This is a genomic window from Micromonospora sp. NPDC093277, assembly GCF_044765245.1.
Taxonomy (GTDB): domain Bacteria; phylum Actinomycetota; class Actinomycetes; order Mycobacteriales; family Micromonosporaceae; genus Micromonospora.
Genome location: NZ_JBIWJO010000003.1, coordinates 245,878 through 272,778, shown reverse-complemented (window position 1 = coordinate 272,778; position 26,901 = coordinate 245,878). Strand labels below are relative to the sequence as shown.

Sequence of the window (26,901 nt, the reverse complement as noted above, 5' to 3'; positions counted from 1 at the left end):
CCTGCCTGACGGGCCCGGACTCGCGACTGTCCGGAACCCCGGGGGCGGTCCGCGGAACCGCACCCTCCCGGGAGCCGGCGCCGCGAAACACCGCTCCCGACGTTGGAACGGGCGTACGACCGAATCGAACACTCGTTCTAACTACCCTGACAGTACACCTCCCCACCGACGAAAAAGCAACGTGTGCCCGCCGGCGTGCCGATCCGCCGTCCGGCCCGCGAGTTGCCGGCGACACGCCCACCGGCCGAAGGATTCTCAGGTGGCGCACAGCATCGGCAAAGCGAAAGCCGAGTTCCCCGGCCCAGGGTGGACGCCATGAACGCCGCCAGCCGCACCGAAGGGAACGCCCGTTGACCGCCGTCGCCGACCGGCGCGCCGTACGCCGCGCCCTGCCGGCGACTCCCGCCTGGTGGGCCGACGTCGCCGGCAGCGTCGCGGTGCTCAGCATGCTGGCCGTCACCGCCCTCTGGACCGCCGACCGGGGTGTCCAGGAGCTGCTGGCCGGCCCCGCCACCGGTCTCACCTCGCTCGGCCGGCTCGCCGGCCTGATCAGCGCCGACCTGATGCTCGTCCAGGTGGTGCTGATGGCCCGGGTGCCGCTGATCGAGCGGAGCTTCGGCCAGGACCGGATCGCCCGCTGGCACCGGCTGGCCGGCTTCACCTCCTTCAACCTGCTCCTCGCCCACGTGGCGCTGACCGTCCTCGGGTACGCCGGCACCGCCCGGCAGGGCGTACTGGCCGAAACCTGGGACCTGGTCGCCACGTATCCCGGGATGCTGCTGGCCACCGCGGCGCTGGCCCTGCTGGTGCTGGTGGTGGTGACCTCGGTCCGGGCGGCCCGGCGCCGGCTGCGCTACGAGTCCTGGCACCTGCTGCACCTGTACGCGTACCTCGGCGTCGGGCTGGCGCTGCCGCACCAGCTCTGGACCGGCGCCGACCTCGTCGGCTCGGCGGCGGCCAGCGCCTACTGGTGGACGGTCTACCTACTGGCGCTGGCCAGCGTGCTGGTCTACCGGCTCGGGCTGCCCGCGTGGCGCTCGCTGCGGCACCGGATCGAGGTGGCCGCGGTGGTCCCCGAGGCACCCGGGGTCACCTCGGTCTGGCTGCGCGGGCGCGACCTGCACCGGCTGCCCGTCCGGGCCGGGCAGTTCCTCCTCTGGCGGTTCCTGGACGGCCCCGGCTGGTCCCGGGCGCACCCGTACTCGCTGTCGGCGCCGCCGAACGGGGACCTGATGCGGATCACCGTCAAGGACCTCGGCGACGGCAGTGCCCGGATGGCCGCGTTGCGCCCCGGCACGAGGGTGCTGGTCGAGGGCCCGTACGGGCGGCTGACCGGGGAGCACTGGCGCGGCGGCGGGATCACCATGCTCGCCTGCGGGGTCGGGATCACCCCGCTGCTGGCGCTGTTCTGGGAGCTGCCGTACGCCCCCGGGCAGGCGGTGCTGCTCTACCGCGCGCGTACCCCGGAGGACCTGGCCTTCCGGGCGGAGCTGGACCGGCTCGCCGCGGAACGCGGGCTGGTCGTGCACCATCTGGTCGGCCCGCGGGCGCGGCGCCCGTCCTGGCTGCCGGCGTACGCCGAAGGGATGTCCGACGCGGAGGCCCTGCGTAGGCTCTCCCCCGGCGTCGCCGGGCACGACGTCTTCCTCTGCGGTCCGGACGGCTGGGTCGACGCCGCCCGTGCCGCCGCCCGCACGGCCGGGGTCCCCGACGCGCATGTCCATCACGAACGCTTCGCCTGGTGACAGGCGCGAACCCACTAGGAGGATCGGTGCGCCGGATCACCCTCTGGCTGCTCTCCACCGTGGCCGTCGTGGTGCTGCTGTTCAGCTACAAGACCAGCACCATGGGCCCGGGCGGGGAGAACAGCGCGATCGCCACCGGCTCCGACGGCTCGGCCGGCAGCTCCTGGACCGGCACGGAGGACGGCTCCACCGGGTCGGGCCCGTCGGGCGGGTCGTCCAACGACGGCGGCAGGGCCACCGGGTCGGGCAACGGCGCGGCCACCGGATCGGTGGCGCAGACCCGGTGGGGGCCGGTGCAGGTGAAGATCACCGTCTCCGGCGGAAAGATCAGCGACGTCCGCGCCGTGCAGCTGCCGGCGGGCAACCGCCGGGACCAGGAGATCAACGACTACGCGGTGCCGATCCTGCGGCAGGAGGCCCTGGCCGCGCAGAGCGCCCAGATCGACACCGTCTCCGGCGCGACCGTCACCAGTGACGGCTACCGCGAGTCCCTCCAGTCCGCGATCGACGCGGCGCATCTGAAGTGAGCGGGGTGGCGACAATGAACCTGGCGACGGAGCCCGAGCGGCGGGCCTGGGTGGTGCAGGTGATGGGGCTGCCGGTCAGCGTGCACCTGCGCGGGCCCGGGGTGCACACCGACGCGGTGGCGGAGCGGGTGGAGCGGGTCTTCGCCGAACTGGGCGAGGTGGACGCGGTGTTCAGCACGTACCGGCCGGAGAGCGTGCTGGGCCGGCTCGGCGGCGCCATGCCCGACCCGGCCATCGCCGAGCCGGTGGTGCGCGAGGTGGTGGAGCTCTGTGAGCTGGCCCGTACCCGTACCGACGGGTGGTTCGACGCCCGGCGGCTGCCGCTGCCCGGCGGCGGCCTCGGCTTCGACCCGTCCGGGCTGGTCAAGGGGTGGTCGGTGGAACGGGCCGCGCGGTGGCTGACCGACCTGCCCGACCACGACCTCTGCTTCAACGCCGGCGGCGACGTGCTGCTGCGCACCGCGCCGGGCCGGCCGGCCTGGCGGGTCGGGATCGAGGACCCCGACCACCCCGAACAACTGCTCGATGTCGTCGAGCGGACGCACGGCGCGGTCGCCACCTCGGGCACCGCGCGGCGCGGCGCGCACATCCTGGACCCGCACGCCGGCCGGCCCGCCGAGGCCGTCCGGTCGGTCACCGTGGTCGGCCCCGAGCTGCTCTGGGCCGACGTGTACGCGACCGCGGCCGTCGCCCGCGGCGCGGACGCACTCGACTGGCTGGCCACCCTGGACGGGTACGCGGCGCTGTTGGTGGACGCCGCCGGCCGGGTCCGGGCCACCCCTGGCTGGCCCGGCTCCCGGCCGGTCGTTCAGACCCGGGCCGGGTAGTCGGGCAGCCCGGCATCGGTGGCCAGCGCGCCGGTGCCGCGGACCAGCATCGCCCGGACCGGCCGGGCGGCCAGCAGCCGGTTCGCCCGCATCCTCGACGGCATCTCGCTGATCACCGCCCGTGCCACCACCGTCCCGCCGGCGCGGCGACAGGTGTTCGCCGCCTTCGGAACTGACGGCGCAGACGAATCACGCCCCGCGCCCTCCCGGCGGTTCGGGGGTCAGCCGACGGTGGTGGCGGAGAGCTCGTTGTAGCCCTCGGCCAACTCCTGACCGGACAGTTCCTGGATCGCCGCCATGATCTCGTCGGTGACGGCACGCCGGGCCTGACCGGCGCTGACCTGCCCCGGCGTGAAGTGCAGCGGGGTGCCGAAGCGTACGGTGATCCGCCCGATCCGGGGCAGCCGGGCACCGACCGGCTGGATCCGATCGGTGCCGGCCACCGCGACCGGGACGACCGGTGCCCCGGAGGCCAGCGCGAGCCACCCCACGCCCGTACGCCCTCGGTAGAGCCGCCCGTCCCGGGAACGGCTGCCCTCCGGGTGGATGCCGAACGCCTGCCCGGCCGCGAGGATGCCGCGCGCCGCCTCCAACGACTCCTGTGCGGCACGGTGGCCACCCCGCGGCACCGGCACGGCGTCGATCCCGGTGAGGCAGGTCCGGGTCAGCCAGCCCAGGAACCCGGGCCGCCGGAAGTACTCGGCCTTGGCCAGGAATGCCACCGGCCGTGGTGCCACCAGAGGGATCACGACGCTGTCGAGAAAGGAGAGGTGGTTGGCCGCCAGGATCACCGGCCCACGTTCCGGCACGTTCTCGCGCCCCTCGACGACCGGCCGGTAGAGGAGCCGGGCGAGTGGCGCGATCACTCTTCGTACGATCCCCTGCACCAGCACTGGCAGCCCCGTTCTCAATGGCGGGCGGGTGTCGCGGCGGGCCCAGGACAGGCGCCCAGCGCGGCACGCGGCAACGGAGAGGTGTCTACCAGAGCGCCGTAGACAATGTCTACCAGGTGGCGGGCGAACCACGCCGCCCCACACCCGCCCAGGCGGGTGTGGGGCGGAGCGGGACAGGAAGCACAATGAGCGCCATGCAGTCACAGCCAGACGTGCCGGCGGTACACCCGAACGTACGGACGGTGCAACGGACGCTCGACGACGCGGGCGCGCGGGACGCATCCGGTGCCGCCAGCCGGGTCCGCCTGCTGCCCGAGGCGGTGCACACCGCCGCGGCGGCAGCCGAGGCGCTCGGCGTCGGCGTGGGCGCCATCGCCAACTCGCTCATCTTCGACGCGGACGACGCGCCGCTGCTGGTGCTCACCTCCGGCGCGCACCGGGTGGACACCGCCGGCCTGGCCGCGTCCCTCGGGATCACCCGGCTGCGCCGGGCCACCCCCGAGTTCGTCAAGCGGCACACCGGCCAGGTGATCGGCGGGGTCGCCCCGGTCGGCCACCCCGAGCCGCTGCGTACCGTGGTCGACACCGCCCTGGCGGCGTACGACGAGGTGTGGGCGGCCGGCGGCGTACCGCAGGCGGTCTTCCCCACCACGTACGCGGAGCTGCTGCGGATCACCGCCGGCACCCCGGCAGAGGTGGCGTGAGCGAGCGAACCATCAGGCTCAGTAGCGTGGCGGTGGCGTGAGCGAGCAAACCGGCAGGCTCGGCGCTCCTGGGCTCGTCACGCTGCACGTGTGGCGGATCCCCCGACCGGCGGTCCCCCGGGCCCTGGCCCGGATGGCGGTGCACCCGTGGCGGCTGCGCCGGATCCCCGGCGTACGGTTCGCCAAGCTGCTCGGCACCGGGACCGGCACCGGCTTCGGCCCCGGCGACGCCGACCTGACCCGGTGGGCCGCCCTGGTTGCCTGGGACTCCCCCACCGCGGCGGCCGGCTTCGACACCTCCCCGGTCGGCCGCTCCTGGGCCCGGCTCGCCCGCTCCTGCGCGCGGGTGGAGTTGCGCCCGCTGACCAGCCGGGGCGAATGGTCCGGCCACCGGCCGTTCGGCGAGCCCTCCTGCGGCCCGGTCACCGGTCCGGTCCTGGCGCTGACCAGGGCCCGGTTGCGGGCCCGCCGGGCGGTCACCTTCTGGCGGGCCGTCCCGCCGGTGGCCGCCGCCCTGCCCGGCGCGCCCGGGCTGCTCGCCCGCTTCGGTGTCGGCGAGGCGCCGCTGGGCTGGCAGGGCACGGTGACCGTGTGGCGGGACACGGCGGACCTGGTCGCGTTCGCGTACCGTCACCCGGAGCACCGCGCCGCGATCACGCGCACCGCCGCCGAGGGGTGGTACGCGGAGGAGTTGTTCGCGCGGTTCGCGGTGGGTGACGTGGTCGGGGACCTCGCGGTGTTGGGATGGGCCGCCGAGGGCGACCCGGAATCGGTGAGAGGACACGCATGAGGCTGGTGCGGTGGACGCCGGACGACCTGGTCCGGCGGCTGGACGACGTGGTGGCCGTCTACGGCGAGGCGATGGGCTACCGCGCGGACCTGTTGGAGGCCCGGCGCGGCTACATCGCCACCCACGTCCGCCGTCCCGGCTTCCGCGCCGTGGCCAGCCTCACCAGCGAGGGACACCTGGCCGGCTTCGGGTACGGCTACCGCGGCGCCGCCGGGCAGTGGTGGCACGACCAGGTGCACCGGGCGCTGGGCACCGAGGCCCGGCGGCGTTGGCTGCCCCACTCCTTCGAGGTGGTGGAGCTGCACGTCCGTCCACCCGCGCAGGGGCACGGCCTCGGCGCCGGCCAGCTCCGCGCCCTGCTCACCATGGCGGAGGGGAGCACGGCGCTGCTCTCCACCCCGGAGGCGGACGAGCAGCGGTCCCGGGCCTGGCGGCTGTACCGCCGGTTCGGCTTCGTCGACCTCCTGCGCGACTTCCACTTCCCCGGCGACGAGCGACCGTTCGGGGTGCTCGGCCGGGACCTGCCGCTGCCGCCACCGGACCCCGCCGTCGCACCGGGTGCGGCCACGTCGTGAGCCGCGGCCGGCTGCCCTGGGCGATGCTGGCCGTCCTGGTCCTCGCCCAGATCTGCTACCCGCTCACCACCGGTGCCACCCGGGCCGGGCTGACCATGGCCACCGTCGTGCTCGGATACCTGCTCTCCGTCGGCCACGCGCTGCTCACCCGGGGTACGCGTACCGCGGTCGCGCTGGTCGCGGTGGCCACCGGCGGCGGGTTCGCCGTCGAGGCGCTCGGGGTGGCCACCGGCTTCCCGTTCGGCGGCTACGGCTACTCCGGCGAACTGGGCCCGAAGCTGGCCGGGGTGCCGCTGATCATCCCCCTGGCGTGGACCTGGATGGCCTGGCCGGCCTGGCTCACCGCGGTCCGGATCACCGCCTACCCGGCTGTCGGAACGCCACCCGGACCGACGACGGCTCCAGGTCCAGGTCGTGGCGCGGCTCCAGGTCGCCGCGCGGCGCCAGACGTGCCGACCTGGAGTTGTCGAAGCGCCGGCCGGATCGCGCTGGCCGCGGTCGGGCTGGCCGCCTGGGACCTCTTCCTCGACCCGCAGATGGTGGCCGAGGGCTACTGGGTGTGGCGGGACGCCTCCCCGGCCCTGCCCGGGCTGCCCGGAGTCCCGGCCAGCAACTACCTCGGCTGGCTGCTCTTCGCGGTGCTGCTGGCGGCGGCGCTGCGCCCGCTGGCCGGGCCGGCCGTCGACCGCACCGACCGGCGGGACGCGCCGATGTTCGCGCTCTATCTGTGGACGTACGCCGCCAGCGTGCTGGCGCACGCGGTCTTCCTGCGGCTGCCGGCCTCGGCGGTCTGGGGCGGGATCGGCATGGCGGTGGCCGCCGCGCCGCTGGCGGTGGCGCTGCTGCGCGGCCGCCGCCGGGCCGGCGACCGCCGGGAAATGACCTCGACGGCCCGCCCCGGCGTCAACGCGCCGGCATGAGCGAGCGAATCAGCCAGCTCAGTGCGTCGGTGCCTCATGGCGTCGCCGACCGCAGGGAGGCGAGGGCATGAACGAGCGGAGCGAGCGAATCAGCCAGCTCAGTGCGTCGGTGCCTCATGGCGTCGCCGACCGCAGGGAGGCGAGGGCATGAGCGCAGTCCTCGTGCTGGCGGTCGCGGTCACCGCGCTCACCACGCACACCTGGGTCAACGCCACCCGCTGGCTGCGCCGCCCCGCCGCCGGCCCGGTCGAGGTGACCGAGGCGGTGGCGGTGCTGCTGCCGCTGCGCGACGAGGCCCACCGGCTGGCACCGTGCCTGCGCGCGCTGCTCGCCCAGCGGGGCGTACCGGACCTGCGGATCGTGCTGCTCGACGACGGCTCGACCGACGGCACCGCCGACGTGGTCCGCGCGGTGGCCGGCGACGATCCCCGGGTCACCCTGCTCACCGGGGCCGCCCCGCCGCCTGGCTGGCTGGGCAAGCCGTACGCCTGCTGGCAGCTGGCCACCCGGGCCGGGCCGGCCCCGACCGTGCTGGCCTTCGTCGACGCCGACGTGGTGCTCGCCCCGTACGCGGTCGCGGCGGCCGTGACCGAGCTGCGCGCGGCGGGGGCCGCGCTGCTGTCGCCGTACCCCCGGATCGTGGTGCGGACGGTGGCCGACCGGCTGGTGCAGCCGCTGCTGCAGTGGCTGTGGCTGACGTTCCTGCCGCTGCGCGCGATGGAACGCTCGCCGCGGCCGTCCCTCGCGGCGGCGAGCGGGCAGTTCCTGGTGGTCGACCGGGCCGGCTACCAGCGGGCCGGCGGGCACGCGGCGGTGGCCGACAAGGTCCTGGAGGACATCGAGCTGGCCCGGGCGGTGAAGCGGGCCGGCGGCCGGATCGCCCTGGCCGACGGCTCCCGGCTGGCCGACTGCCGGATGTACGACAGCTGGCCGCAGCTGCGCGACGGCTACACCAAGTCGCTGTGGGCCTCCTTCGGGCACCCGGCCGCCGCGGCCGTGGTGGTGGCCCTGCTGCTCCTGCTCTTCACCGCGCCTCCGCTGGTCGCCGTCGGGCTCGCCCCGGTGGCTCCACTGGAGTCGCTGGTCGCGCTGGTCGCGTATGTGCTGGGGGTGGCCGGGCGGGTGGTCAGCGCCCGGGCCACCGGCGGGCGGGCCTGGCCCGACGCGCTGGCCCACCCCGTGTCGGTCGTGGTCCTCGGTTGGCTGACATTCCGGTCGTACCATCTGCGAAAGCGACGCCGGCTCACCTGGCGGGGTCGCCCGGTCAACTAGGGGGCGCGCATGGCGCGGATCGTGGTCATCGGCGCCGGCGTCGGCGGGCTGGCCACCGCCGCCCGGCTGGCGGTCACCGGGCACGACGTCACCGTCTTCGAGCGGGCCGACACGGTCGGCGGCAAGCTCGGCCGGCACGTCCACGACACCCCCGAGGGCGCGTACCGCTTCGACACCGGGCCGAGCCTGATCACCCTGCCGCAGGTCCTCCACGACCTGTTCGAGGCGACCGGGGCGAAACTCGACGAATACCTCGACCTGGTGCCGTTGGACCCGATCATCCGCCATGTCTTCCCCGGCGGCGGCCCCACCCTCGACTCCTGCGCCGACCCGGCCGAGTTCGCCGCCCGGATCGGCGCGGCGTTCGGCGACCGGGCCGCCGCCGACTGGCAGCGGCTCTGGCGGCGGGCCGACCGGGTCTGGGCGGCGTCGCACCGGGACATCCTGCGCCGCCCGATCGGCTCCCCCCGCGACCTGGCCGCGCTGGCCTGGCGGCTCGGCGACCTGGCCGCGATCGCCCCCGGCCGTACCCTGCGCGGCCTCGGCCGCCGCGAGTTGTCCGATCCCCGGCTGCGGATGCTGCTCGACCGGTACGCCACCTACACCGGGGCCGATCCGCGCCGCGCTCCGGCCGCGCTGGTCGCCGTCCCGTACGCCGAGCTGGCGTACGGCGGCTGGTACCTGCGCGGCGGGCTGGCCACCCTCGCCGACGCGCTGCTGTCCCGCTGCCTCGACCTCGGCGTGGTGGTGCGGACCGGCGCCACGGTCACCCGGATCGACGCGGCCGGCGGCCGGGTGCACGGGGTACGCCTCGCCGGGGTCGCCGCCCCGGTGCCCGCCGACGTGGTGGTGGCCAACGTGGATGCGCTCACCCTCTACCGGGACCTGCTGCCCGCCCCGCGCCGGCTGGCCGGGCTCACCGACCGCAGCCTGGCCGGCTTCGTGCTGCTGCTCGGCGTACGCGGCGACTCCGGGCTGGCACACCACACCGTCTTCTTCCCCGACGATCACGACGCCGAGTTCGACGCGGTCTTCGGCGACCCGGGGCGGGGGCGCCGGGCCCGGCCGGCCCTCGGCCCGACGGTCTTCGTCACCGTGGCCGCCGACCCGGCGGTCCGCCCGGACGGGCACGAGGCGTGGTTCGTACTGGTCAACGCCGCCCGCCACGGCACCGCAGCCGGGGCGGTCGACTGGCGCCGGCCGGGGCTGGCCGAGGCGTACGCCGACCGGGTCCTCGAGGTGCTCGCCGAGCGTGGCGTGGACGTCCGGGACCGGCTGGTGTTCCGCGAGACCCGTACGCCGGCCGACCTGGACGCGGCGACCGGCGCGCCCGGCGGGGCGATCTACGGCACGGCGGGCGGCCTGCTCCGCCCGGCCAACAGGGGCCCGGCGGCCGGGCTGTGGCTGGTCGGCGGTTCCAGCCACCCCGGCGGCGGCCTGCCCATGGTCGCCCTCTCCGCGGAGATCGTCGCCGCCGAGATCGGCCCGGCCTGGTGAAGGGAAGGGCACCCTCTTAACGCCAACGGTAGAGAAGGGTTCCCTTCTCACCCGCACCGTTGGTGTTGAGCGGTCAGCCGGCCTTGATCAGGGTGCGGCGGACGGTGGAGAGGAGCTGCCCGAGGCCGAAGCCGGCCAGCACCACCCAGACTGTGGCGGCCATGGTGATGGTGCCGGCGGTCACGTCGGTGTCGATCAGACCGGTGAGCCCGGCGACCAGCAACCCGACCAGGGCCACGCAGACCCGGGTGGGGCGTTCCCCCACGGTCACCGTGCCGATCTCGCGCATGCCGGCGGCGATCGCCCGGGCCCGGACGTACTCGTGCAGCCAGGACAGGCCGCCTGCCGCGACGACCACCGCGCCCGGCGCGCCGAGCAGCCAGAACGCGACCAGCCAGGCGACCTCGCCGAGCCGGTCGGCGATCGAGTCGTAGACGTAGCCGAGCCGGGTGGTGCGGTTGGTGACCACCGCCACCGCACCGTCGACGCTGTCCGCCACCGCGGCCAGCAGCACGAACAGCGCACCGAGAAACGGCCCGTCGGTCGGCCGCCGGACCAGCAGGGGTACGCAGACGCAGAGCAGCACCCCGAACACGGTCACCGGGGTCGGGCCGACCCGGATCCGACCCAGGATGTATCCCACATGGTAGGAAAAGCGCAGCCAGGCGCGGACCACCGGCGCGGCGGCCCGGGGATCGAACCCGCCGTGCAGCCGCGCCCAGGCGGTCGCGTACTGGTCCCAGTTCAGCTGTGTGCCCACCACGGAATCAACCGTAGAAGGGCGACCCGGGTGTCGTGGGCCAGCCGGTCACACCCGCGCGTATGCCCGCAGGTGCTGCCAGACCTCCCGGGTGGCGGTGGACCGGTTGAGGGTGATGAAGTGAATCCCGGGCACCCCCTCGTCCAGCAGTCGCGCGCACATCTCGCCGGCCTGCTCGATGCCGAGCCGGCGGACCGCCTCGGGGTCGTCGGCGACCTCCTCGAACCGCGCGGCCAGGGCCGGCGGGAAGGGTGCCCCGGAAAGCTGCACGGACCGCTCGATGGTGCTCATCTGGGTCACCGGCATCACGCCGGCCAGGATCGGGGTGTCGCAGCCGGCGTCCGCCACCCGGTCCCGTAGCCGCAGGTAGTCCTCGGCGTCGAAGAACATCTGGGTGACGGCGAACGCGGCGCCCGCCCGGCACTTGCGGACGAAGTGCTTCGTGTCGCTGGCCACGTCGGACGAGCGCGGGTGCTTGTAGGGGAAGGCGGCCACCCCGACGCTGAAGTCGCCGGCGTCGCGGACCAGCCGGACCAGTTCCTCGGCGTACCGCACGCCCTCCGGGTGCGGGACCCACTCGCCACCCGGGTTGCCCGGCGGGTCACCCCGCACGGCCAGCACGTTGCGGACGCCGACGGAGGCCAGCCGGCCGATGACGTTACGCAGCTCGGCGACCGAGTGGTTGACCGCGGTCAGGTGCGCCATCGGCAGCAGGGTGGTCTCGGTGGCGATCCGCTCGGTCACCGCGACCGTGGTGTCGCGGGTCGAACCGCCCGCGCCGTAGGTGATCGAGACGAACGAGGGGCGCAGCGACTCCAGCTCGCGGATGGCCTGCCAGAGCAGGCGCTCACCATGCGGCGTCTTGGGCGGGAAGAACTCGAACGAGAAAGTCGGCCGGCCGTCACGAATCAGCTCCCCGATGGCCGGCTGTGGGTTGGGGAGTACCGAGGGAAGACCGAGCGCCACGGATCGACTCTAACCGGTACGCCACGCCGTTCCTATGATCTTCCCAGCCTCCGAGCACGGGCGCGAGGCGCGTCGTGCTGCGCGCTGGGACGACCTGCTGGGTGGAGCCTGGGCACCGTGGCCGCGATCAGCCGGCGATCGCGGGCCGGCCACTGATGCCGCGCGCCGACCTGGCCGGGCACGGCACCCGCCGGCTGCGCCGCGCGGCCCGGAAGTGTGCCGTCGCCGGGCCGGCCTGCTCGCCACCGCCCGCCCGTACCTGCCACGCCCGCCGGAGGGCGGGCCGGGTCCGGCGCGGTGCGGTCGGGGCGGCCCCGAGCCACGCCCCGCCCCGAACGGCGACATGCCGGGAAGACGCGCCCGACGGGGACCGGCTAGCGTCGTGGCGTGACCGACGCTGCTCCCGTATCCCCCGTCGACCGCGCCGGCCTGCGTCAGCGGATCGACAAGGCCCTCACCGAGTTCCTCGCCGGCCAGCGCGGCTGGCTGACCGCCGTCGACGACGGCCTCGTACCGGTCGCCGACGCGATCGAGGCGTTCGTGCTGAGGGGCGGGAAACGGCTACGGCCCGCGTTCGCCTACTGGGGCTACCGGGGCGCCTGCGGGGTCGACTCCGACCAGGTGGTCGCGGCTCTCGCCGCGCTGGAGTTCGTGCAGGCCAGCGCCCTGATCCACGACGACCTGATGGACCGCTCGGACACCCGGCGCGGCGAGCCTTCGGTGCACCGGCGTTTCGCGGCCCGGCACCGCACGGCCGGCTGGGGCGGTGACCCGGACGGCTTCGGCGACGCGGCGGCGATCCTCCTCGGCGACCTCTGCCTGGTCTGGTCGGACGAGCTGCTGCACTCCGCCGGCCTCGACCCGCGTACGGTGGCCCGGGCCCGCCCGGTCTTCGACGAGATGCGCACCGAGGTGACGGTCGGGCAGTACCTCGACGTGCTGACCCAGGTCACCGGGGACACCTCCCCGGAGCGGGCCGGCAAGGTGGCCCGCTACAAGTCCGCGAAGTACACGGTCGAGCGACCGCTGCTGCTGGGTGCCGCGCTGGCCGACGCCCCGGCCGAGGTGCACGCGGCGTACTCGGCGTACGGGCTGCCGCTGGGCGAGGCGTTCCAGCTCCGCGACGACGTGCTGGGCGTCTTCGGCGACCCGGAGCGCACCGGCAAGCCGGCCGGCGACGACCTGCGCGAGGGCAAGCGGACGTACCTGGTGGCGACGGCTCTGGAGGGGGTCGACGAGGCCGGCCGGGAGCTGCTGCTCGGCGGGCTCGGCGACCCGGGGCTGGACGCGGGCGGGGTGACGCGGCTGCGCGAGTTGATCACGGCCAGCGGTGCGCTGGAGCGTACCGAGCGGCGGATCGCGACGTTGACCGAGAGCGCGCTGGCCGCCCTGGCCACGGTCGACCTGGAAACCGAGGCCCGCCAGTCCCTGGTCGACCTGGCCATAGCCGCCACCCGCCGCACCGACTGACCTCCCCCGCCGGCCCGTCCTGACCCGTTGATCATGAAATTATCGCGCCGCTCATCGGCGTGTCACTTCATGGTCAACGGGCAGAGCCAGGTGGCGGGCAGGGGCGGGGTGGGTCAGAAGCCGAGGGCTTGGGCGCGGCGTTTGATCTCGCGGGCCTGGTCGCCGGCGAGTGCGGCGGCGGGAGTGCCGGGGAGGGTGGGATCCTCCTCATAGAGCCAGCGCAGCGCCGCCTCGTCGTCATAACCGGCGTCGGCGAGCAGGTTGAGCACGCCCGGCAGGTGCTTGAGCACGGTGCGGTTGGCCACCATGTCGGCCGGGACACGGCGGACGCCGTCACGGCGTACCGCGATCAACTCCCGGTCCCGGATCATCTGGTGCACCTTGCTGATCGACAGGTCGAGACGCTCGGCCACGTCCGGCAGGGTCAGCCAGCCGGCCGGGTCGGCGGGTCCGGGCTGGTCGGCGCCGGTGGCGGTCGCGTCGGCGGGTACGGAATCGGTCACTCGAACACCCTGCCACGTGCCGGGTCGGCCCGGATACCGGCACCCCCGGCCGGGCACTTTCGGACCTGGCGGCGCCGCCCCGCCGCGCGCGACGAGACCTGCGTCGCACCCCGGCTGTAGCATCCTGTTCAACCCTCACCCCCTGGACACATAGACTGCCTGCCGATGGACACACAGGTCGCCGACACGTTGCTGGGCTCGCTGATAGACGGGCGCTACCGCATTCGCGGTCGCGTGGCCCGTGGCGGCATGGCGACCGTGTACACCGCCACCGACGAGCGCCTGGAGCGCACCGTGGCGGTCAAGATCATTCATCCGACCCAGGCACCCGCGGCCCGCTCCCGGATGGCCGGTTTCGTCGAGCGGTTCACCGACGAGGCGAAGACCATCGCCCGGCTGACCCACCCCAACGTGGTGGCGGTCTACGACCAGGGCACCCACGGCGGGCTCCCCTACCTGGTGATGGAGTACGTCCGGGGCCGCACCCTGCGCGACGTCCTCGCCGAGCGGCGCCGGCTCAACCCGGACGAGGCCCTCGCGATCGCCGAGCAGATGCTCGCCGCGATCGCCGCCGCCCACCGGGCCGGCCTGGTGCACCGCGACGTCAAACCGGAGAACGTGCTGGTCGCCGAGGCACCCACCGGCGGCACCTTCAACCTGGTGGACAGCGTGGTCAAGGTGGCCGACTTCGGGTTGGCCCGCGCGGTCGAGGCGAGCGCCGAGGACGGCAGCCAGCTCATGGCCACCGTGGCGTACGTGGCCCCGGAGCTGGTCACCGAGGGTCACGCCGACCCGCGTACCGACGTCTACTCCGCCGGTATCGTGCTGTTCGAGATGCTCACGGGCCGGGTGCCGTACGACGGCGACCGCCCGGTGGACGTGGCGTGGCAGCACGTCGACCGGGACGTGCCTGCCCCGTCGACCCTGGTCCCGAGCCTGCCGAAGGTTCTCGACGACCTGGTCTGCCGGGCCACCCGACGGGATCCGAGTGCCCGGCCCGCCGACGCCGGTGCGCTGTTGACCGAGGTGCAGGTGGCCCGGGACGACCTGGGCAACCCCAATTCGCACACCGCCGTGCTGCGGAGGGTCACCGACGAGACCGCCCCGGTGGCCCAGCCCACCATGGTGGTGGCGGCGGTCCGCCCCACCGAGCGCCCCTCCTGGGCCCGGCTGCCCGAGGGCGGCGGGCAACGCCCGCACCACCGCCGGGCCGCCCCCGCCGACGGTCGGCGCGCCGGGCTGGCCGAGCTGCGTACCCGGCTGATGGGTTCCCCGCGCGGCCGAATGGCGGTGGCCGCGGCGGTCGTGGTGCTCGGCCTGGTCGCCGCGGTCGGCGGCTGGTGGTTCGGGGTGGGGCGCTACACGGTCACCCCGCAGCTGGTGAACCTGACCAAGGCCGACGCGGAGGGGCAGGCCACCCGGGGCGGCTTCACCCTGAAGTACACCGATCCCCGCTACGACGAGAAGGTGCCGAAGGACAGCGTGCTGGGGCAGAACCCGGCGGGCACGGCCCGGATCGTCAAGGGCGGCACCATCACCCTGACCCTGTCACTCGGCCTGGAGCAGCTTCCGGTGCCGGACGTGGTGGGCAAGGAGTTCGACGTGGCGCAGGCCGAGCTGACCGACGCCAAGCTGGTGGTGGCCAAGGGCCCGGCCAAGTACGACGACGAGCTGCCCGCCGGGGTGGTGGTGGCCACCAACCCGAAGGTGGGCACGGTGGTCAAGCCGGGCACGAAGGTGACCGTGACCCTGAGCAAGGGTCGCGCCCCGATCTCCGTGCCGAACCTGGTCGGCAAGAACCTCAACGAGGCCCGGACCATCCTCGGCCAGCTCGGACTGACCCCGGTGGAGTCGTACAAGGACTCGGACAAGCCGAGGGACGAGATCCTCGGCCAGAGCCCGGCCGACGGTACCGGCGTGGAGAAGGGCGCCCAGGTCAAGCTGGAGATCAGCAAGGGGCCGCCGCAGGTGGCGGTCCCCCGGGTCATCGACATGCCCTGCCAGCAGGCCAAGGAGGTGCTGGAGAGTCAGGGCTTCCCGGCCAACATCCAGTTCAACCCCAACGGCGTGGCCCGCTTCCAGAACCCGGGCGAGAACACCCCGGTGCCGCCAGGCACCCCCGTCACCGTGACGTGCCTGTGAGCGCGAGGAGCGAGCCGGACCTGCGAGCCCCGCAGTCGCGAACGAAAGACGTGCCCGTGAGCGCGAGGAGCGAGCCGGGCCTGCGAGCCCCGCAGTCGCGAACGAAAGACGTGCCCGTGAGCGCGAGGAGCGAGCCGGACCTGCGGCGGCGGGTCGGCTCGCACACCCCCGCCTCAGGCGGCCTGGCGAAGGCGGCGCTGCCGTACGTCGACGCCGCGGCTTCCGAGGTGGTGCAGGTCTACGTCTCGAACTCCCGGGGCTGGGCCCTGCCGGCGGGCGACCCCGCCCAGGACGCGCTGTTCCGGAGCGGCTGCGCCGAGCGCGGGGTGCCGGTGTTCATCCACGCCTCGCTGCTGGTGAACCTCGGCTCCCCGACGCCGGCCACCGTCGAGCGGTCGGCGCAGACCCTGGCGCACGCGCTGCGGCGGGGCCGGGCGATCGGCGCCGAGGCGGTGGTGTTCCACGCTGGCAGCGCGGTGGACGCGGGGCACGCCGAGACCGCGATGCGGCAGGTACGCGAGGCCCTGCTGCCGCTGCTGGACGAGGCGGCGGCCGTCGAGGGGCCGATGCTGCTGGTCGAGCCGAGCGCCGGGGGCGGCCGGTCGCTGGCCTCCCGGGTGGAGCACCTGGGCCCGTACCTGGACGCGGCGGACCGCCACCCGATGCTGGGTGTCTGCTTCGACACCTGCCACGCCTGGGCCGCCGGGCACGACCTGGCCGTCGAGGGCGGGATGACCGCCACGCTGGACGCCCTGGTCGCCGCCGTGGGAGCGGACCGGTTGAAGCTGGTGCACGCGAACGACTCGAAGGACCTGTGCGGCTCCACCCGGGACCGGCACGAGAACATCGGCCGGGGCACCATCGGGGAGGCGCCGTTCGCCGAGCTGATGCGCCATCCGGCCACCGCCGGCATACCGGTCCTGGTGGAGACCCCGGCGGAGGCCCACGCCGCCGACATCGCCACCCTCAAACGCCTCCACCCCTAACCACCACCCCCGCGCCCGTCCCCCCGGCGACACGGCATTGATCAAGGAGTTCGCGCCAGCCGGAACGTGCAGTCCGACGCGTACTCCTTGATCGACAAGGATGGGTCAGGCGCGGAGGATTCCGGTGAGGGTCTCGGTGGCGCGGTCGATGGCGGCGTCCGACACGTCCAGATGGGTGACCAGGCGGGCGGTGCGGGGGCCGAGCACGGAGATCAGGACGCCCGCCGCCCGGGCGGCGGCCGCGAGGGCCTTCGCGTCGAGCGGGTGCTTGGTCAGGTCGAGCGGGACGACGTTGGTCCGCACCGGCGTGGCGAGCACCCCGTACGGGGCGACGGCCTCGGCCAGCCGGGCCGCCTTGGCGTGGTCCTCGGCGAGCCGCTCGACGTGGTAGGCGAGGGCGTACCGGCCGGCGGCGGCGAGGATGCCGACCTGCCGCATGCCGCCGCCCATCCGCTTACGGATCCACCGGGCCCGGTCGATCTTCTCGGCGCTGCCCAGGACCAGCGAGCCGACCGGCGCGCCGAGGCCCTTGGAGAGGCAGACGGACATGGTGTCGAAAAGCGCCCCGTAGTCCGCCAGCGGCACCTCGTCGGCGACGTGTGCGTGCCAGATCCGGGCGCCGTCGCAGTGCAGGGCGAGCCCGTTCTCGTCGGCGACCCGGCGCAGCGCGCGCAGGGTGGCGAGGGGGATCACCCCGCCACCGCCCCGGTTGTGGGTCTGCTCGACGGCGATCGCCCGGGTCGGCACCGCGAAGTAGCCGTCGGGCCGGACCATCCCGGCCACCACGTCCGGGTCGATCTCCGCGCCGACCGCCGGCCAGGTCCGGGACGAGATTCCACCGTACGCGGCCGCCGCGCCGATCTCGTACGTGACGACGTGCGCGTCGGCGTCGCAGAGCAGTTCCTCGGCCGGCGGTACGACGAGCTGGAGGGCGATCTGGTTGGCCATCGAGCCGCTCGGGGCGAACAGCGCGGCCTCGTGCCCGAAGCGGGCGGCGACCTCGGCCTCCAGCGCGGCGACGGTGGGGTCCTCGCCGTACACGTCGTCGCCGACCTCGGCGGTCGCCATCGCCTCCCGCATCCCGGCCGTCGGCCGGGTCACGGTGTCGGAGCGCAGATCAACAAAATCAGCCACTGTCGTCCTTTCGGCTGCCGGCTGCGGGGCTCGCAAGCTCACTCCTCGCGTCAGCCACGAAGCATCTCCGCGACGAGGAAGGCCAGCTCCAGCGACTGCTGGGTGTTCAGTCGCGGGTCACAGGCGGTCTCGTACCGGTCGGGCAGGTCAAGGTCCTCGATGCCCTGGGCGCCGCCGAGACACTCGGTGACGTCCTCGCCGGTCAGCTCGACGTGCAGGCCGCCCGGGTGGGTCTCCAGGCCGCGGTGCACCTCGAAGTAGCCGAGCACCTCGTCGACGATCCGGTCGAAGTGTCGGGTCTTGTAGCCGTTCGAGGACTCGTGGGTGTTGCCGTGCATCGGGTCGCACTGCCAGACCACCTTGGCGCCGGCCGCGGTGACCTTGGCCACGATCGGCGGCAGGGCGTCCCGGACCCGGTGGTTGCCCATCCGGCTGATCAGGGTGAGCCGACCGGGGATGTTGTCCGGGTTGAGCTTCTCGCAGAGCTCGATGGCCTCGTCGGGGGTGGTGGTCGGGCCGAGCTTCACCCCGATCGGGTTGGCGATCCGGGAGATGAAGTCGATGTGCGCCCCGTCGATCTGCCGGGTCCGCTCGCCGATCCAGAGGAAGTGCCCGGAGAGGCCGTACGCGCGGTTGTCGGAGATCCGGGTGAGGGCCCGGTCGTACTCCAGCGCCAGGGCCTCGTGGGAGCAGTAGAGGGTGACGGTGCGCAGCGCCTCGTCCTGGGTCATCCCGCAGGCGCGGATGAAGGCGATGGCCCGGTCGATCTCCCGGGCGATCGCCTCGTAGCGCTCGCCGGCCGGCGACTGCTTGACGAAGTCCTTGTTCCAGTCGTGCACCGCGTGCAGGTCGGCCAGCCCGCCGGCGAGGTACGCCCGGAGCATGTTCATCGCGGCGGCCGAGTTGGCGTACGCCCGGATCATGCGCTGCGGGTCGGCGACCCGGGCGGCGGGCGTGGCCTCCAGCGAGTTGATCATGTCGCCGCGGTAGGCCGGCAGGCCGCGCGCGTCGGTCGGCAGCGACCGGGGCTTGGTGTACTGGCCGGCGACCCGGGCGACCTTGACCACCGGCAGCGACGCGCCGTAGGTCAGCACGATCGCCATCTGGAGCAGGGTGCGGGCGTTGGCCAGCAGGTGGCTCTCGGTGTTGTCCGCGAAGGTCTCCGCGCAGTCACCGCCCTGGAGCAGGAACGCCCTGCCCTCGCAGACCAGCGCGAGCCGCTGCCGGAGTTGGTCGACCTCGTAGGGCGCGACGACGGACGGCACCGTGTCGAGCACCTTGCAGACCTCGGCGACCTGGGCCGGGTCCTGCCAGGGCGGCATCTGCACGCGGGGAAGCTCCCGCCAACGGTCCAGGCCGAGGGCCGCGTCCTCGGCGGAGTCGGCGGTTGGACGACTGGTCCGCAGTTGTTGGCTGCCCACCGCGGGGTGACTCAGCTGATGCCACTCATGGCGCATGAGAGAAGCGTACGGCGGCCACGGTGGCGGCCGGTCGCCGAGGGGGATGGTTCCGGTGGTTGGGAGATCACCGACACACTCCCGGGCCGGGCGCGGATCAGCCCGGTGCCGGTTCAGGGGGTGGTGGAGGGATCCGGGGTGTTACCACCCGGCGCCTCGGCCGAGATGCACCAGTCGGCGCCGCTGCGGGTGACCGTGAACAGCAGCGGCCGGGTGCCCTTGCGGGATCCGGCGGCGACGGTGACGCTGGTGCTGACCTCCTGGCCGTTCGGGCCGGACCGGACGTCGGTGATGGTGGCCTGCGGCACGGTGAAGTGGTCGGCGAAGTCGCCGTTGGGACCGGTGGCTGCGGCGTCGAAGGCGGCCTGCGCGGGCGCGCAGAGCTGGCTGCGGCCGGCGTCCGGGTCCTTGGCGGCCATCGCGTCGAGGTACGCCTGCACCCGCTCGCGGCTCTTGGCCGCCGCCTCCTCGGCCGGCGCCCGCTTCGCGTCGCTGGGCGCGGCGCCCCCGGCGGTGTCGTCACCGCCGCCGAGGCCACAGCCGGTCAGTGCGGCCGGCAGGAGCGCGAGCAGGGCGGCACCGGCCACCGCTCTCGGGTGCGTCAGGCCCATCGGTCTCTCCCATCGGCGCGAGCTTCGAGACATGCCGAGCGGCGAGTCTGTCACATCGACATTCCGCATGTTGCACCCGTCGTCGTCGCAGCGCACCGCCGGCCCGGCGGGACACGAGACTACGGCGTCCCCCATCCTCGCCTCCGTCCGACGGCAGGGCCAGAACGGCACACGGCGTACTACCGGTCCGGGCGGGCTGGTTAGATCCGGGGCGCGTCGCGGCGCCGGGCCGCGCGCTCGGGAGGTGACGATCATCCTCACCGTGGCGTCGATCGACACCGCGTGGCTGCCGCCGGCGCAGCGGTTCGACTTCTTTCAGGACCTGGTTGCCCGGGAGTCGGTGGCGGCCCGGCTCACCAGCGCGCACACCGACGACTTCCTCGCCTCGGCCCAGTCGGTCGATCTCGGCGCGGTGCGGCTCGGGCTGTGGCGCTACCCGCCGCTGGAGCTGGCCCGTACGACCCGGATGATCCGCAGCTCGGACCCGGAGCTCTACCATCTCGCCCTGCCCATCTCCGGGCGCGGTGCGATGTTCCAGCAACGTCGGGCGGGGCCACTCGACCCGTCCGGCTTCGGCCTCGTCGACACCGTCCGCCCGCACGGGTCCTGGCAGCGGCCGGACCCGCCGGCGGCCGCACCCCTGGAGACGTTGACCGTCCTGCTGCCGCACGGTGCCCTCCCGCTGCCCGCGCGCCGGGTGGAGGCGCTGCTCGCCGCTCCCATTCCGGCCGACCGCGGGATGGGCGCGCTGCTCGCCGCCTACCTGCGGGGAATCGTCTCGCGCCCCGAGCAGTACGCGGCGGACGACGCACCCCAGCTGGGCCGCATCGCCCTGGACCTGATCGCCGGCACCCTGGCCCGGCGGCTCGACGTCGAGCGGGAGCTGCCGGTCGAGGTCCAGGACACCGGCCTGCGGGCCCGGGTAGAGGCGTTCGTCCGGCGGCACCTGACCGACCCGGACCTCACTCCGGCGGCCGTGGCGGAGGCGCACCACATGTCGCTGCGGTCGCTGCACCGGCTCTTCGCCGACACCGGCACGACCATCGGGGCCATGATCCGCGCCGAGCGGTTGGCCGGCTGTTTCCGGGACCTGGCCGACCCGCGGCTGCGCCACCAGGCCGTCCACCAGGTGGCCGCCCGTTGGGGCTTCCGGGACCGGGCGCACTTCAGTCGCGCGTTCCGGTCCGCGTACGGGATCTCGCCCCGGGAGCACCGCGAGCGCGGTCCGCGGGCCTGAGCGCCGAGCGGGGAGGGGCCGGTGTGGCCCCTCCCCGCCCGGTGGGGTGGTGCGTCGGCGCTCGGCTCAGCCGAGACCGCCCTTGATGGCGCCGATCAACTCCCCGTTGCTGGTGTCACCGGAGAGTTCCCAGAAGAACGCGCCACCGAGGCCCTGGTTCTTCGCGTACGTCATCTTTCCCCCGATGGTGGACGGGGTGTCGTAGCTCCACCAGTTGCTGCCGCACTTGGCGTACGCCGTGCCGGCCACGGTGCCGGTGGCCGGGCAGGTGTTCTTGAGCACCTTGTAGTCCTCGATGCCCTGTTCGTACGTGCCGGGTGCCGGTCCGGTGGCGGTGCCGCCCGGGGCGGTCTGGGTGACCCCGGTCCAGCCGCGGCCGTAGAAGCCGATGCCGAGCAGCAGCTTGTCCGACGGGACACCCTTGGACTTGAGCTTCTGGATCGCCGCGTCCGCCCAGAAGCCCTGCTGCGGGATGCCGGTGTACGAGGTGAGCGGCGAGTGCGGGGCGGTGGGCCCCTGGGGGTTGAAGGCGCCGAAGTAGTCGTAGGTCATCGGCATCAGCCAGTTGAGCTGCGGCGCGGCACCCGCGTAGTCGGCCGCGTCGATCTTGCCGCCGGTGCTGCCGTCCGCGGTGATCGCCGCGGTGACCAGGAAGCTGGAGCCGAACTTGCCGCGCAGGGCGTTGACCACGTTCTTGAAGGCGTTCGGGCCGCTGCTGTCGCACTGCAGGCCGCAGGCGTTCGGGTACTCCCAGTCGATGTCGATGCCGTCGAAGACGTCCGCCCAGCGCGGGTCCTTGACCAGGGCGTAGCAGGAGTCGGCGAACGCCGCCGGGTTCTGCGCCGCCTGGGTGAAGCCGGCCGACCAGGTCCAACCGCCGAAGGACCAGAGCACCTTGAGGTTGGGGTACATCTTCTTCAGCTTGCGGAGCTGGTTGAAGCTGCCGCGCAGCGGCTGGTCCCAGGTGTCGGCCACGCCGTCGACGCTGTCCGCCGCGGTGTACGCCTTGTCGTAGTCGGCGTAGCTGTCGCCGATGCTGCACCGGCCACCGCTGGTGTTGCCGAAGGCGTACAGGATGTGGGTGAGCTTGGCCGCGGACCCGCTCGTGTGGATGTTCTTGACGTGGTAGTTGCGGGCGTAGACGCCCCACTCGGCGAAGTAGCCGACCACCTTCTTGCCCCCGCTCGGCGGCGGGGTCGTGGGCGGCGGGGTGGTCGGGGGCGGCGTGGTCGGCGGAGCCGTGGTGGGCGGGGCCGTGGTGGGTGGGGCCGTCGTCGGCGGGGCCGTGGTGGGCGGCGGGGTGCCGCCGCCGGAGCAGGACGCGCCGTTGACCGTGCAGTTCAGCGGCCCCTTGTACGCCCCGGTGCCGTTGTAGCCCCAGCTGAAGCTGGCGCCGGGTGCGAGCGGGCCGGCCCAGCTCTTCTTCACCGCGACGTAGTGGTTGCCGCTGCTGGTGACGTCGGCGTCCCAGAAGGTGCTGATGGTCGTGCCCGCGGGAAGGTCGAACTCGATGCGCCAGGTGTCCACGCTGGCGCCGGTGCCGTTGGTGACGGTCACCTTCGTCTCGTGACCGGTCCCCCAGTCCTGCACCTTGGCGAAGGTGGCGGTCACGCTGCCCGCGGCGGACGCGGTCGCCATCGGTACCGCCGCGATCGCCAGCGCGAAGACGGCACCGGTGGCCCAGAGGGCCTGGCGGAGCGATCTCTTCATACGGCGCCTCCCTGAACAGTTAGGAAACTTTCCTAATTGATGCTGAGACGCTACTCACGCCGTCATCACTTCGTCAAGATGTAGATGCATCGATTTGCTGGCGGCCGGCACCGGCGGGCCGGTCAGGGCGCGTAGCCTCGCCCCATGAGCGTTTTCGACGTACGGATCGATGCCCTCTCCGGCGGCCCGGCCGACCTCGGGCGGTACCGCGGCCGCGCCCTGCTGGTGGTCAACGTGGCCTCCCGATGCGGCCTGACCCCCCAGTACGCCGGCCTCCAGGCCCTCGCCGACTCCTACGCCGACCGGGGCCTGACCGTGCTCGGGGTGCCGTGCAACCAGTTCGCCGGCCAGGAGCCCGGCTCGGCCGCCGAGATCGAGGAGTTCTGCCAGGTCAACTACGGCGTGACCTTCCCGCTGACGGAGAAGGTCGACGTCAACGGGCCGGACCGGCACCCGCTCTACGCCGAGCTGGTGTCCACCCCGGACGCCGAGGGACACGCCGGCGACGTGCGGTGGAACTTCGAGAAGTTCCTGGTCGCCCCGGACGGCACACCGGCCGCCCGATTCGCCCCGCAGACAACCCCCGACTCCCCCGACCTCCACACCGCGATCGAGAAGGTGCTGCCCGCCTGACCGCTCAAGATCCGCCCTGATTCCCGGAAAGGGTGGCCATTCACCATGAAATGGCCACCCTTTCCGGGAAAGTGCGGGCAACTCGCCCGGCGGCGCGGTGCGGTCAGTGGCAGCGGTGGCCGTTCAGGGTGAAGGACGGCGGCGTTGGGTTGGACCCGGACCAGGCGCCGTTGAATCCGATGACGGTCGAGGCGTCGGGCTCGAGCTTCGCGTTCCAGCTCAGGCTCTCCGCGGTCACCGACGCGCCGGCCTGCCGCCACTGCGCCGACCAGCCCTGGGTGACCTGCTGGCCGGCGGCCGGGAAGTCGAAGCCCAGCTTCCAGCCGTCGATCGCCTTGGTGCCGGTGTTGGCGATGGTGACCTGCGTGGTGAACCCGCCCGGCCAACTGCCGTGCACCGTGTAGCTGACCTGGCAGTCGCCCATCGCGGGGCCGGGCGGCAGCACCAGGTGGGTGATCGAGTTGGCCGGGAAGGTGGCGGTGAAGCCGCCCGACGTGACGGCCTGATCGGCCTCCCGGACGATGCCGGCGGGGTTCGCCCCGCCGTAGCGGTAGACCTCGGCGGTGGTGGCGAACCCGCCGGCCAGGGACACCGCGCTGGTCAGGTCGTCGCCGGACTTGTTCACCACGACCAGGGTGAGCGCCTTGTCGCCGGCCCGCTCGGCCGCGTACACCGCCAGCTTGTCCTGGTCGGCGCTGGCGGCCCGGACGGAGGTCTCGCCGAACGCGCCGCCCTTGCCGTCGTAGTTGCGGTAGATCCGGAAGGCGTTGGCCACCGGCTGGTCCGCCCCCGGGGCGGTCCACAGGTTGGCCAGGTCGAGCCCCTCGCGGCCGAAGATGCCCAGCACGTCCGCCTCGGCCAGCGCCCCGTTCATCGACCCGTACGCGCCCCAGTTGTATTCGGTGATCGCGAGCTTGGTGCCCGGGTAGTGCTGGTCGACCATGTCCCGCAGCCGCGGGATGAACCGCACCGGCTGGTTGATCCAGGACTCGTCCACATAGGTCGGGTCCCAGAGCTGCCGGGTGGAACGCAGCCGCAGGGCCTGGGTGGCCGCGTCGCCGGAAGCGTCACTGAACACCCCGGACTGCTGGGGGTAGATGTGGATGTCGAAGTAGTCGAGGATCCGGGTGCCGTGCTGCTCCTCGTACTCGCGCATCCGGTCCAGGTACCAGGGGCCGAGGTCCTGCCCACCGTGCGCGGCCTTGTCGGGCGGGTTCCCCCAACATCCGGTACGGCTGCAGACGTCCTGGTCAAGGCCGGAGAAGATGGTCGAGTTGAGCCCCCAGCCGACCGGGCCGAGGGTTTTCGCGTCCGGGTCGGCGACCTTGATCGCGGCGGCGTACTCGTAGGTGCGGTCCCGCAGCTCGTCATAGCCGAGGCCGGTCGGGCGGACGTCGCGGTGGGTGGAGTGCCACAGGTCCGGCTCGTTGTCCAGGTCGTAGAACTGGACCCCGCCGTCGGCGGCCGAGCCGAACCGCCCCTTGAGGTGGTCGATCCAGTCGGTGACGTACTCCGGGCCGACCGCGATGCTGGTGTCCTCCGGATCGTTGCCGGTGATGGGAGTGCCGTCCGGCTTCTTGCCGTTGCCGCAGTCCGGCGCCCAGACGTCGGTCGACTCCTGCGGGCCGTACTTCTCCACGCTGAAGCCGCAGGAGCGGGCCCGTTCCTTGGCGATGAGGGTGGGAGCGCCTCCGCAGCATCCCGCTTCCACATTCATCCGTCAATCCCGGACCAACAGGGCGGGCCGCGCCGATCCGATACGCGGATCGACGCGGCCCGTACCCGCGCGGGCTCAGCCCGCGGTGGAGCGGAAGATCGGGTAGTAGCCGCCAGACTGCCCCGCGGCCGTCGGGTGGTACGAGATGGTCAGGTTGAGGAAGTTCAGCGCGTGCAGCCACTTCTCACCGCCGCTGCACAGCTGGTGACCGACGAAGGCCGACCGGACGTCGGCGAACTTGAACCCGGCCGAGGTGGCGGCCGTCCGGATGGTGTCGTCGAGCAGGTTGATGCCCTCGTTGATCTTCGCGCGGGAGCCCTCGGTGAGGCCGACGCAGATCGGGTTGCCGAGCTGGTAGAAGACCGGGTAGCCGACGACCACCACGCGGGCGTTGGGCGAGCGGCTCTTGATGCCGTTGTAGACGTTGGCGAGCTTGCCCGGCAATTCGGCGCGGACCTTGTTCTCGGCCGTCTGGATCGCGGCGATGCACTGGGCTTCACCGTTGAGCACGCAGGTGGTCATGATGCTGGAGAAGCCGATGTCGTTGCCGCCGATGGTGACGCTGACCAGGGTGGTGGTCGAGGAGAGCGCGGAGAGCTGGTTGTTGATGACGTCGGCCGTGGTCGCGCCGGAGCAGGCCACCGAGCGGTACGACGCCGGCTTGATGTTGGTGTTGTAGAGCGCGGGGTAGGCGTTGTTGCTGCGCATGCAGGAACCGCTCTCCGAGGTGTAGCTGTCGGCGCCGACGCCGGAGGCGTACGAGTCGCCGAGCGCGATGTACCGGTCGGCGGCGGCTGCCTGGGCCGGGGTGGCCAGGGCCAGCATGACCCCGAGCGAGGACGCCAGGGTCAGGGCAAGGGTGGCAAGACGGAATCTCCGCACGTCGCACTCCTGGGGGTGGGAAGTGTTGGTGGGAGATTGATATCAATAGATCAAACCGCCGCGGAAGATCAACGATTCGCAGGGTTTGCCGATAGACCCTTTTGCCTACAAATCATTGCCAGAGCCGCCATGATCACCGAAGGTTTTCGCCAGATGAACGCTACGCCACAATCTGGCTGCCGGCTCGCCGGGTATAACCAACCGCCACAGTAGGGAATGCCGGCGGCCTTCCACGGGTTGGCAACGGACATGACAACTGTGGGATTGATCGGCAGCGGCAACATCGGCGGCACCGTGGCCCGGCTGGCGGTGACCGCCGGCCACGACGTGGTGCTCAGCAACTCACGCGGACCCGAAACCCTCAAGGACCTGGTGGACGAGTTGGGCCCGCGGGCCCGCGCCGCCACCGCGGCCGACGTGGCCGCCGCCGGTGACCTCGTGGTGGTCACCATCCCGCTGCGGGCCTACCGCGAGGTGCCGGCCGGACCGCTCGCCGGCAAGACCGTCATCGACACCAACAACTACTACCCGGAGCGGGACGGGCGGTTCCCGGAGTTGGACGACGAGTCGACCACCACCAGCGAACTGCTCCAGCGGCACCTGCCGCAGTCGCATGTGGTCAAGGGCTTCAACAACATCTACTTCAAGCACCTGCTCGCGCTGGCCCGGCCGGCCGACGCGGGCGACCGCACCGCCCTGCCGATCGCCGGCGACGACGCAGCGGCCAAGGGCTCGGTCACCGCGCTCCTCGACTCGCTCGGCTACGACGCGGTCGATGTCGGCCCGCTCGCCGAGGGGTGGCGGTTCCAGCGTGACACCACCGCGTACGCCACCCTCTACTCGGCCGACCCGGCCGGTGACTGGGAACGGCCGGCCCCCGTCGACGCGGCGAAGCTGCGCGCCGCCCTGGCCGCCGCCCGCCGCTACGCCGACAGCTGACCGC

Annotated in this window: 26 protein-coding genes; 15 read left to right on the top strand and 11 right to left on the bottom strand. The window is 73.3% G+C overall.

All coding sequences use genetic code 11. The features are described 5' to 3' along the window. The first annotated feature begins 350 nt into the window (after positions 1–350). Genes ACIRG9_RS09215 through ACIRG9_RS09205 form a run of 3 tightly spaced genes read left to right on the top strand, consistent with a single transcriptional unit; the run spans position 351 to position 3,099 of the window. Positions 351–1,745 (top strand): ferric reductase-like transmembrane domain-containing protein, encoded by a 1,395-nt coding sequence (locus ACIRG9_RS09215; protein WP_402852555.1) that lies wholly within the window; start codon positions 351–353, stop codon positions 1,743–1,745. Positions 1,746–1,771: 26 nt separating this feature from the next. Continuing rightward, the gene (locus ACIRG9_RS09210) at positions 1,772–2,272 is read left to right on the top strand and encodes an FMN-binding protein (protein ID WP_402852553.1); all 501 of its coding nucleotides are present in this window, start codon (positions 1,772–1,774) and stop codon (positions 2,270–2,272) included. Between the two features lie 14 nt (positions 2,273–2,286). Next, the gene (locus tag ACIRG9_RS09205) at positions 2,287–3,099 is read left to right on the top strand and encodes an FAD:protein FMN transferase (RefSeq protein ID WP_402852550.1); all 813 of its coding nucleotides are present in this window, start codon (positions 2,287–2,289) and stop codon (positions 3,097–3,099) included. Here the strand turns inward: ACIRG9_RS09205 and ACIRG9_RS09200 are convergent. Continuing rightward, the gene (locus ACIRG9_RS09200) at positions 3,081–3,215 is read right to left on the bottom strand and encodes a hypothetical protein (RefSeq protein ID WP_402852547.1); all 135 of its coding nucleotides are present in this window, start codon (positions 3,213–3,215) and stop codon (positions 3,081–3,083) included. The genes ACIRG9_RS09205 and ACIRG9_RS09200 overlap by 19 nt on opposite strands. A gap of 105 nt (positions 3,216–3,320) precedes the next feature. Then, positions 3,321–3,965, bottom strand: a complete 645-nt coding sequence (locus ACIRG9_RS09195; RefSeq protein ID WP_402852544.1) for a lysophospholipid acyltransferase family protein — start codon at positions 3,963–3,965, stop codon at positions 3,321–3,323. 221 nt (positions 3,966–4,186) lie between these two features. Here ACIRG9_RS09195 and ACIRG9_RS09190 point away from each other — a divergent pair, with 221 nt between their 5' ends. The 6 genes from ACIRG9_RS09190 to ACIRG9_RS09165 all read left to right on the top strand — a co-directional run bounded on the left by ACIRG9_RS09190 (position 4,187) and on the right by ACIRG9_RS09165 (position 9,750). Continuing rightward, the gene (locus tag ACIRG9_RS09190) at positions 4,187–4,696 is read left to right on the top strand and encodes a YbaK/EbsC family protein (RefSeq protein WP_402852541.1); all 510 of its coding nucleotides are present in this window, start codon (positions 4,187–4,189) and stop codon (positions 4,694–4,696) included. 37 nt (positions 4,697–4,733) lie between these two features. After that, complete coding sequence (locus ACIRG9_RS09185; protein ID WP_402852538.1) at positions 4,734–5,486, top strand: monooxygenase; 753 nt, start codon at positions 4,734–4,736, stop codon at positions 5,484–5,486. Further along, complete coding sequence (locus ACIRG9_RS09180; RefSeq protein ID WP_402852535.1) at positions 5,483–6,061, top strand: GNAT family N-acetyltransferase; 579 nt, start codon at positions 5,483–5,485, stop codon at positions 6,059–6,061. The genes ACIRG9_RS09185 and ACIRG9_RS09180 overlap by 4 nt, the downstream gene beginning before the upstream one ends. Before the next feature lie 23 nt (positions 6,062–6,084). Next, entirely contained in the window at positions 6,085–6,981 is an 897-nt protein-coding gene (locus ACIRG9_RS09175; RefSeq protein ID WP_402853068.1) for a carotenoid biosynthesis protein, read from the top strand. A gap of 147 nt (positions 6,982–7,128) precedes the next feature. Further along, positions 7,129–8,253 (top strand): glycosyltransferase, encoded by a 1,125-nt coding sequence (locus ACIRG9_RS09170; protein ID WP_402852532.1) that lies wholly within the window; start codon positions 7,129–7,131, stop codon positions 8,251–8,253. Positions 8,254–8,262: 9 nt separating this feature from the next. Next, positions 8,263–9,750 (top strand): phytoene desaturase family protein, encoded by a 1,488-nt coding sequence (locus ACIRG9_RS09165; protein WP_402852529.1) that lies wholly within the window; start codon positions 8,263–8,265, stop codon positions 9,748–9,750. Positions 9,751–9,823: 73 nt separating this feature from the next. Here the strand turns inward: ACIRG9_RS09165 and ACIRG9_RS09160 are convergent, their stop codons facing one another. Both ACIRG9_RS09160 and metF read right to left on the bottom strand, forming a co-directional pair. Then, positions 9,824–10,513 (bottom strand): CDP-alcohol phosphatidyltransferase family protein, encoded by a 690-nt coding sequence (locus tag ACIRG9_RS09160; protein WP_402852526.1) that lies wholly within the window; start codon positions 10,511–10,513, stop codon positions 9,824–9,826. 45 nt (positions 10,514–10,558) lie between these two features. Further along, a complete protein-coding gene (gene metF / locus ACIRG9_RS09155) occupies positions 10,559–11,476 on the bottom strand; it encodes a methylenetetrahydrofolate reductase [NAD(P)H] (protein WP_402852523.1) in 918 nt (305 codons plus the stop codon). 387 nt (positions 11,477–11,863) lie between these two features. Between metF and ACIRG9_RS09150 the strand changes: the two genes are divergently transcribed. After that, a complete protein-coding gene (locus ACIRG9_RS09150) occupies positions 11,864–12,946 on the top strand; it encodes a polyprenyl synthetase family protein (RefSeq protein WP_402852520.1) in 1,083 nt (360 codons plus the stop codon). A gap of 113 nt (positions 12,947–13,059) precedes the next feature. On the opposite strand, the gene ACIRG9_RS09145 is transcribed toward ACIRG9_RS09150, so the two are convergent. Further along, positions 13,060–13,449 (bottom strand): Rv2175c family DNA-binding protein, encoded by a 390-nt coding sequence (locus ACIRG9_RS09145; protein WP_402852517.1) that lies wholly within the window; start codon positions 13,447–13,449, stop codon positions 13,060–13,062. 165 nt (positions 13,450–13,614) lie between these two features. Here ACIRG9_RS09145 and pknB point away from each other — a divergent pair, with 165 nt between their 5' ends. After that, complete coding sequence (pknB, locus tag ACIRG9_RS09140) at positions 13,615–15,591, top strand: Stk1 family PASTA domain-containing Ser/Thr kinase (RefSeq protein WP_402852514.1); 1,977 nt, start codon at positions 13,615–13,617, stop codon at positions 15,589–15,591. A 116-nt stretch (positions 15,592–15,707) separates the two neighbouring features. Beyond that, positions 15,708–16,577, top strand: coding sequence for a deoxyribonuclease IV (locus ACIRG9_RS09135; protein ID WP_402852511.1), 870 nt, complete (start codon positions 15,708–15,710; stop codon positions 16,575–16,577). A gap of 105 nt (positions 16,578–16,682) precedes the next feature. Here ACIRG9_RS09135 and ACIRG9_RS09130 read toward each other — a convergent pair whose 3' ends face one another. The 3 genes from ACIRG9_RS09130 to ACIRG9_RS09120 form a co-directional block, all read right to left on the bottom strand. Then, complete coding sequence (locus ACIRG9_RS09130; protein WP_402853065.1) at positions 16,683–17,657, bottom strand: threonine aldolase family protein; 975 nt, start codon at positions 17,655–17,657, stop codon at positions 16,683–16,685. Between the two features lie 104 nt (positions 17,658–17,761). Continuing rightward, positions 17,762–19,168 (bottom strand): class II 3-deoxy-7-phosphoheptulonate synthase, encoded by a 1,407-nt coding sequence (locus ACIRG9_RS09125; protein ID WP_402852508.1) that lies wholly within the window; start codon positions 19,166–19,168, stop codon positions 17,762–17,764. Between the two features lie 113 nt (positions 19,169–19,281). Continuing rightward, complete coding sequence (locus tag ACIRG9_RS09120; protein WP_402852505.1) at positions 19,282–19,779, bottom strand: hypothetical protein; 498 nt, start codon at positions 19,777–19,779, stop codon at positions 19,282–19,284. Between the two features lie 244 nt (positions 19,780–20,023). On the opposite strand from ACIRG9_RS09120, the gene ACIRG9_RS09115 reads away from it, so the two are divergent. Continuing rightward, on the top strand, positions 20,024–21,016 hold the full coding sequence (locus ACIRG9_RS09115; protein WP_402852503.1) for a helix-turn-helix domain-containing protein: 993 nt from the start codon (positions 20,024–20,026) through the stop codon (positions 21,014–21,016). 66 nt (positions 21,017–21,082) lie between these two features. On the opposite strand, the gene ACIRG9_RS09110 is transcribed toward ACIRG9_RS09115, so the two are convergent. Beyond that, positions 21,083–22,726: a glycosyl hydrolase family 18 protein gene (locus tag ACIRG9_RS09110; RefSeq protein WP_402852500.1), complete on the bottom strand. Its 1,644-nt coding sequence runs from the start codon at positions 22,724–22,726 to the stop codon at positions 21,083–21,085. Positions 22,727–22,870: 144 nt separating this feature from the next. Here ACIRG9_RS09110 and ACIRG9_RS09105 point away from each other — a divergent pair, with 144 nt between their 5' ends. Beyond that, positions 22,871–23,359, top strand: coding sequence for a glutathione peroxidase (locus ACIRG9_RS09105; RefSeq protein ID WP_402852497.1), 489 nt, complete (start codon positions 22,871–22,873; stop codon positions 23,357–23,359). A 103-nt stretch (positions 23,360–23,462) separates the two neighbouring features. Here ACIRG9_RS09105 and ACIRG9_RS09100 read toward each other — a convergent pair whose 3' ends face one another. Both ACIRG9_RS09100 and ACIRG9_RS09095 read right to left on the bottom strand, forming a co-directional pair. Continuing rightward, on the bottom strand, positions 23,463–25,076 hold the full coding sequence (locus ACIRG9_RS09100) for a glycoside hydrolase family 44 protein (RefSeq protein WP_402852494.1): 1,614 nt from the start codon (positions 25,074–25,076) through the stop codon (positions 23,463–23,465). Between the two features lie 75 nt (positions 25,077–25,151). After that, a complete protein-coding gene (locus ACIRG9_RS09095; protein WP_402852491.1) occupies positions 25,152–25,958 on the bottom strand; it encodes an SGNH/GDSL hydrolase family protein in 807 nt (268 codons plus the stop codon). Between the two features lie 249 nt (positions 25,959–26,207). Between ACIRG9_RS09095 and ACIRG9_RS09090 the strand changes: the two genes are divergently transcribed. Next, positions 26,208–26,897, top strand: a complete 690-nt coding sequence (locus tag ACIRG9_RS09090) for an NADPH-dependent F420 reductase (RefSeq protein ID WP_402852489.1) — start codon at positions 26,208–26,210, stop codon at positions 26,895–26,897. Positions 26,898–26,901 lie beyond the last annotated feature (4 nt).